Below are 6,435 nucleotides of genomic sequence, written 5' to 3'. Positions count from 1 at the left end.
GACGGCCGTCGTCGTCGCCGCCGCGCAGACCTCCCGTTCGACCAAGGTCGCGACCGACCGCGTGGCTCGACGGCTCGGCATCGCGACACCCGACGCCCGCGCCCTGTGCCGCGAAGCCCGCACGGCGCTCAGCGTTGGCACGCTCGAGGAGATCCTCTACGGTCCTGCGCCCGTCGCAGACGGCACCGCGAACCTCATCGGTGCGCTGCGCAAGTCGATGGCGACCACCGGGTACTCCGACCTCAAGGAGTTCCAGCGGGTCGAGGTCGTGCTCGCACCGTACGAGGCCTGAGGTCCTGCGCTTCACCGTGACCACTCCTGCCCTGTTCCCCCCGACGCTCCGCGAGGTCATGCTCCGGGGACGTTGGATCGCGATGCTCCTGCTCTGCCTGCTCGTGGCCGGAGTCTTCGCCTGGCTCGGTCAGTGGCAGCTGGAGCGCGCGATCGAGACCGACCCGCCCGCGCCCGGTGCCACCGAAGAGGTGCAGCAGCTCTCGGAAGTCCTCGAGCCCGGCCAGTATCTCCCCGAGCCGCTGGTGGGCCAGCGCGTCGAGACCACGGGGGCCTGGGTCCCCGGCGACTTCATCGTCGTGTCGAGTCGGTTCAACGACGACGTCCAGGGGTACTGGGTCACCGGTCAGCTCCGGGTCGACGAGCGCGTGTCCATCGCCGTCGCGATCGGCTGGGCGCCGGACCGTGAGACCGCGGATGCGGCCGTGAAGGATCTCGAGGCCGGCGCTGACGGCTCCGAGGTCGACATCACCGGACGCATCATCTCGGACGAGGGTCCGCGAGTGCCGCCGCATTCCGATCCGCAGCAGCTCGACCGGATGTCTCCCGCCGCTCTCCTCAGCCGCTGGCACGATGCCGAAGGTCTCGACGTCTATCGTCCGTACCTCGCCTCCACGACCGCCACCGCCGGGCTGGTCGACATCTCGTCGCCGGCTCCCGATGAGATGTCGCCGGTCAACTGGCTCAACGTGTTCTATGCGGTCGAGTGGGCGATCTTCGCCGGCTTCGCCTTCTACCTCTGGTACCGCCTCGCGAAAGACGCTTGGGAACGCGAGGTCGAGGAGTTCGAAGACGAGACCGAAGCCAGAGCCACCGCCGGATAACTCGCGCATTCGCGCGCCCCGAGGTGCGCAATTGTGCGGCGCGGCAGGTCGTTAGCGACCTTCGTCAGGGGTCGCGCGGGCCATCCGGTGATCGCTCGATGACGAATCGGAAAACTCCGTTGAGGATGTCGGGACCGCTCCGTATGCTCGCACCATGTGAGCATGCTGGGAGTTTCCCCTGTGTGCCGTGACAGTCCTGAGAAGTGTCGAACCCGATCGAGGAGACAGCACCGATGATGTCCGCTCCAGATGACGAGAACCGCGCGGTTCCCGTCTCGCACCGTAGAAGTCGGGGGCGCATCGGCGCTCTCGCCGTGACCTGCGTCGCCGCGCTGAGCCTCGGCTCGCTGGCCGCGGTTCCCGCCACAGCCGACACCACGGGCACGGGGGTGGTGATCAACGAGGCGTATCTCTCCGGCGGCAGCGCCGGGGCGGCGTTCAAGAACAAGTTCGTCGAGCTGTACAACCCCACCTCTGCCCCGATCACCCTGGACGGGATGTCGCTGCAGTATCGATCGGCCACCGGCTCGGCCGCCTTCAACGGTGTGGCTCCGCTCACCGGTGTGATCCCACCGATGCCGATGCATCGGGCTCCTCTCCCACGACGTCGAAAGCGATGAGAGGGGCACCGACGGCGATGGTCTGGCCGGTCTCGGCGTGCAGCGTCGACACCGTGCCTTCGTAGGGAGAGGGGAGCTCGACGACCGCCTTGGCCGTCTCGACCTCGGCGAGCGTCTGGTTGAGGGTCACGGTGTCACCGGGCGCGACGAGCCAAGTCACCACCTCGGCCTCGGTCAGGCCTTCTCCGAGATCCGGAAGACGGAACTCCGCGATCATGCCTCTGCTCCCGTCAGACTGTTCGGTCGGTCCAGCACGCGATCCACGGCGTCTAGAAGCCGATCGAGGTCGGGCAGATGGTACTTCTCGAGCTTCGCGGGCGGGTACGGGATGTCATGGCCGGTGACGCGCAGCGGCGCGGACTCGAGGTATTCGAAGCAGCGCTCGGTGATGCTCGCGATCACTTCGGCGGCGACTCCCGCCTCGCGGGAGGCCTCGTGCGCCACGACCACCCACGACCTGGTCGTACACCTCATCGGAGATCCCGTCCTCGGCGATGAACGTGAAGGCTTCGGCGAGCTCGAGCGCAGCGCGCTCGCGATCGCTGAACACGCCGCTCTCTCGCCAGGTGGGAATCTGCGTGAGTGTGTCGATGTCGACTCCGGCCGCCACCGCCCTGTCGACATGGATCCGCGCACAGTAGGCGCAGCCGTTGAGCTGCGAGCAGTGGATCATGACGAGCTCCTTGAGGCGCTCGTCGATGCCGTTGGCCGCGCAGATCTGCCCCACGGTCTTCGAGAATGCGTCAAGCGCCTGGTACGCGGCCGGTTCGGTCTTGGACAGGTGCACACGCGTCTCGCTCATGACTCCATGATATGCGGCGTCTCAGAGCGGGGCCCCGACCGGAGCCATCCACCACTGAAATGCACTACGACAAGAACAGCTTGTCAACAGTGGACATATTGCGAGCCGTGAGACAGCATCCACTTGCCATATTGATCCGGCATTTCCGGCATGTCGGGCGGAGGGAGCAGAATGTGGAGGTGGCGATCGACAACAGCGAGTTCAGCTATCTTCCCGCACAGGCCGAAGCGCTCGGCGTCCCCCTTCCCCGGGTAGAACGTCTCACCCTTCCGCTCGCCGACGGACGCACCCTGAGTGCCCTCCGCTTCGGAAGCGAAGCCCCGCGCGTGACGCTGCTGCACGGCGCGGGCCTGAACGCGCACACCTGGGACACCACAACGCTCGCGCTGCAGCAGCCCCTCCTCGCGATCGATCTCGCCGGGCACGGCGACTCCTCCTGGCGAGACGACGTCGACTACACGCCGCGCACCCTCGCCCGCGACGTCGCTGCCGCGATCGAGGCCTGGACCACGCAGCCCCAGCTGGTGGTCGGGCAGTCGCTCGGAGGCCTCACGGGCGCCGCTCTCGCCGCCTCGCGACCTGATCTGGTGTCCGAGGTCATCATCATCGACATCACGCCCGGCATCGACGTGACAGCCGGTCCTGCGGCGTTGCGCGAGTTCTACGCCGGCCCGACTGACTTCGCCTCACGGGACGAACTCGTCGACAAGGCGATCTCGCTCGGCTTCGGCGGGACGCGCCCCGAGACGGAACGCGGCGTCTTCTTGAACACGCGCGTGCGCGCGGACGGACGTGTGGAGTGGAAGCACCACTTCGCCCATCTCGCCGCCCAGGCACTGGCGGCTCACGATCCCGGATCGGCGACGGCGCCGTCGGTGCTCCACGAGACGGGCTGGGACGACCTGGCAGCGGTCACCGCGCCGATCACACTGGTGCGCGCGGCACGCGGCTTCGTCAGCGAAGAAGATGCCGCGGAGCTCCAGCTACGCGTCCCCACGGCCCATCTGGTCGTCCTCGATGCGACCCACAATGTGCAGGAGACGGCTCCGGTCGCTCTGGCCGGGCTCATCGAATCAGCGACCCCCGCCCGCAGAATATGACGTTCCGTTCCATACCCGACCCTCACCCCGCCACACATCTCTAGGCTCGATCCCACGGCACACAGTAGCTGCCGCACCGAGAGGAAACGCCCATGTTCCGACGTACCCGACGTCTCGCGCTGATATCCGCGTTCGCGGCCACCGCCGTGATCCTGAGCGCATGCTCCGGCACTCCCGACCCCGAGCCCAGCAGCGCGCCGGGAACACCTGACCCGAACGCGACGCTGCACGTCGGTCTCGTCCTCGAGCCGACCAACCTCGACATCCGTCACACCAGCGGCGCCGCCCTCGAGCAGATCCTGATCGACAACATCTACGAAGGCCTCGTGACCCGCACGCAGGACAACGAGATCGAAGGTCGGCTCGCCTCGGACTACGAGGTCTCCTCCGACGGCCTCACCTACACGTTCACGCTGAACGAGGGTGTCCTGTTCCATGACGGAACGCCTCTCACCTCGGCCGACGTCGTCTCCTCCTACGAGACCGTCCGCACCGATGCGACCGTGCAGGGCAACGCGGACTTCGCCGCCGTCACGGCGATCACCGCGCCCGACCCGACGACGGTCGAGATCACGCTGTCCGAGCCGAACCAGAACTTCCTGTTCGCCCTCACCGGGCCCGCAGGTCTCGTCTTCAAGTCCGCGGACACGACCGAGCTGAAGACCGCGGAAAACGGCACCGGACCCTTCACGCTGACGCGCTGGAACAAGGGCAGCACCATCACGTTCGCGCGCAACGACGCCTACTGGGGGGATCCTGCCGGGGTCGCCCAGGTCGAGTTCCAGTACATCCCCGACTTCACCGCCGGCGTCAACGCAGCGCTGGCCGGCGACGTCGATGTGCTCACCGCCGTCGACCCGAACCTCGCGCCTCAGCTCGAGGACTCCGGCGACTTCGCCCTCACGACGGGACGCACGACCGACAAGGCGACACTCGCCTTCAACAACAAGAAGGCACCGCTCGACGACGTCCGCGTGCGCGAAGCGCTGCGCCTCGCCATCGACCACGACGCCCTCATCGAGGCGGTCGGCGCTGGAACGCCCCTGTACGGTCCGATCCCCGAGCTCGACCCCGGTTATGAAGATCTGTCGGATGTCGTCTCCTATGACCCGGAGAAGGCCAAGGCGCTGCTCGCCGAGGCCGGCCAGAAGGATCTGGAGCTGACGCTCACGATCCCCTCGTTCTACGGGACGACCGTTCCCAAAGTGCTGATCTCCGACTTCAAGAAGGTCGGTGTGACCCTCGAGGTGAACGCGGTCGAGTTCCCGACCTGGCTGGAAGACGTCTACACCAACCAGGACTACGACCTGAGCTTCGTGCTGCACGTCGAGCCCCGAGATTTCGGCAACTTCGCCAACCCGGACTATTACTTCGGGTACGACAACGCCGAGGTGCAGAGCCTGTACGCGAAGGCGCTGGCCGAGGTCGACCCCGACAAGTCCGCTGAACTGCTCGCACAGGCTGCACGCCTCGTGTCGGAGGACCACGCCGCCGACTGGCTGTACAACGGCGAGACCATCACGGCGGTGAGTCCCAACGTGACCGGATTCCCCGAAGACTCCATCAACTCGCGCATCAACCTCGCCGGCGTCACCGTCTCCGCCGAGAAGTAGCGAGCGGTCACCCCTTCGTGCTCCGCTACGCGCTCGTCCGAGGAGCCCTGCTCATCGCAGGGCTCCTCGTCTCGAGCGTGCTCATCTTCCTGACGCTGCGCGTCTTCCCCGGCGACGTCGCGCAGCTCATCGCGGGCACGCAGGCCTCCCCCGTCGAGGTCGAAGCCCTTCGCGAGTCCCTCGGTCTGAACCGTCCTCTGCTCGCCCAGTACACGGACTGGATCGGGGGGATCTTCCGCGGCGACCTGGGCACCTCGCTGCTGTCGGGGGCATCCGTCGGGGAAGAGCTGTTCCTCAAGGCCCAGGTCACCGTTCCACTGGGGGTCATGTCGCTGCTGATCGCCGTGCTCATCGCCGTGCCCTTCGGAATCCTGGCCGCGCTCCTGCGCAACCGTCGCGGCGGCACCGCACTCAGCGTCGGTGCCCAGACGCTGGCCGCCGTACCCGTGGTGTGGGCCGGCATGATGCTCATCGTCGTGTTCTCGGTCTGGCTGGGGTGGCTTCCTCCGCAGGGCTTCCCCCGCACCGGCTGGTCGACCCCGGGGAAGGCGATCGAGTCCCTGCTGCTCCCCGCCTTGACGATCGGCATCGTCGAGGGGGCGATGCTCATGCGATTCGTCCGCAGCGCAACCCTGCAGGCCGCCGGGCAGGACTTCGTCCGCACCGCCGCGGCGAAGGGCCTCACCCGCACGCGCGCTCTCATCCAGCACGGCATCCCCGCCGTCGGCCTCTCGATCATCACGGTGCTCGGCCTGCAGGTGGCCGGCATCATCGTCGGCTCGGTGGTGATCGAGCAGCTGTTCACCCTTCCGGGGATCGGACGCATGCTCGTGGCCGATGTCGGCACCCGCGACCTCATCAAGGTGCAGAGCGAACTGCTGGTGCTCACCGGCTTCGTACTGGTCGTGGGCTTCCTGGTCGATCTCCTGCACCGCGCGATCGACCCTCGGCAACGGGAGGCCGCATGATTCCGCGCTGGCTCGACCGACTCTGGGCCGCCTCGACAGGGCGCTTCGGGATCATCGTCGTGGCGGTGATCGCCGTCACCGCTCTCGTGTCGCTGTTGTGGACGCCGTTCGACCCGCAGGCCTCGGACATCGGCGATCGCTGGCTGCCACCGAGCTGGCCGCACCTCCTCGGCACGGACGACACCGGACGCGACATCCTGAGCCTGCTGATGGCGGG

Annotated in this window: 6 protein-coding genes and 4 pseudogenes; 7 read left to right on the top strand and 3 right to left on the bottom strand. The window is 67.4% G+C overall.

From position 1 onward, the window contains the following. The 3 genes and pseudogenes from KZA10_RS17780 to KZA10_RS05810 all read left to right on the top strand — a co-directional run. A pseudogene (locus tag KZA10_RS17780) lies at positions 1-292 on the top strand (hypothetical protein); the annotation flags it as partial. Between the two features lie 58 nt (positions 293-350). Continuing rightward, positions 351-1,115 carry an SURF1 family protein gene (locus tag KZA10_RS05815; protein WP_218682402.1) on the top strand — a complete coding sequence of 255 codons (765 nt, stop codon included), beginning with the start codon at positions 351-353 and terminating at the stop codon, positions 1,113-1,115. A 233-nt stretch (positions 1,116-1,348) separates the two neighbouring features. Beyond that, positions 1,349-1,687 (top strand): annotated as a pseudogene (locus KZA10_RS05810) (hypothetical protein); the annotation flags it as partial. A gap of 10 nt (positions 1,688-1,697) precedes the next feature. Here KZA10_RS05810 and KZA10_RS05805 read toward each other — a convergent pair. From KZA10_RS05805 to KZA10_RS05800, 3 genes and pseudogenes are all read right to left on the bottom strand, one after another. Then, positions 1,698-1,952: pseudogene (locus tag KZA10_RS05805) on the bottom strand (biotin/lipoyl-containing protein); the annotation flags it as partial. Further along, positions 1,949-2,137, bottom strand: a complete 189-nt coding sequence (locus KZA10_RS17775) for a hypothetical protein (RefSeq protein WP_308289600.1) — start codon at positions 2,135-2,137, stop codon at positions 1,949-1,951. The pseudogene KZA10_RS05805 and the gene KZA10_RS17775, both read right to left, overlap by 4 nt. Then, positions 2,067-2,537, bottom strand: a complete 471-nt coding sequence (locus KZA10_RS05800) for a carboxymuconolactone decarboxylase family protein (protein WP_256934463.1) — start codon at positions 2,535-2,537, stop codon at positions 2,067-2,069. Before KZA10_RS05800 ends, KZA10_RS17775 begins: the two co-directional genes overlap by 71 nt. A 173-nt stretch (positions 2,538-2,710) precedes the next feature. Between KZA10_RS05800 and KZA10_RS05795 the strand changes: the two genes are divergently transcribed. The 4 genes and pseudogenes from KZA10_RS05795 to KZA10_RS05780 all read left to right on the top strand — a co-directional run. Further along, positions 2,711-3,637: an alpha/beta fold hydrolase gene (locus tag KZA10_RS05795; RefSeq protein WP_218682401.1), complete on the top strand. Its 927-nt coding sequence runs from the start codon at positions 2,711-2,713 to the stop codon at positions 3,635-3,637. A gap of 92 nt (positions 3,638-3,729) precedes the next feature. Continuing rightward, a complete protein-coding gene (locus KZA10_RS05790; protein ID WP_218682400.1) occupies positions 3,730-5,250 on the top strand; it encodes an ABC transporter substrate-binding protein in 1,521 nt (506 codons plus the stop codon). 17 nt (positions 5,251-5,267) lie between these two features. Continuing rightward, positions 5,268-6,218, top strand: coding sequence for an ABC transporter permease (locus tag KZA10_RS05785; RefSeq protein WP_055869054.1), 951 nt, complete (start codon positions 5,268-5,270; stop codon positions 6,216-6,218). After that, positions 6,215-6,435, top strand: a pseudogene (locus tag KZA10_RS05780) (ABC transporter permease); the annotation flags it as partial. The gene KZA10_RS05785 and the pseudogene KZA10_RS05780, both read left to right, overlap by 4 nt.

The organism is Microbacterium sp. BF1 (genome assembly GCF_019279095.1).
GTDB lineage: Bacteria > Actinomycetota > Actinomycetes > Actinomycetales > Microbacteriaceae > Microbacterium > Microbacterium maritypicum.
This window is presented reverse-complemented; position numbering and strand designations above follow the sequence as displayed.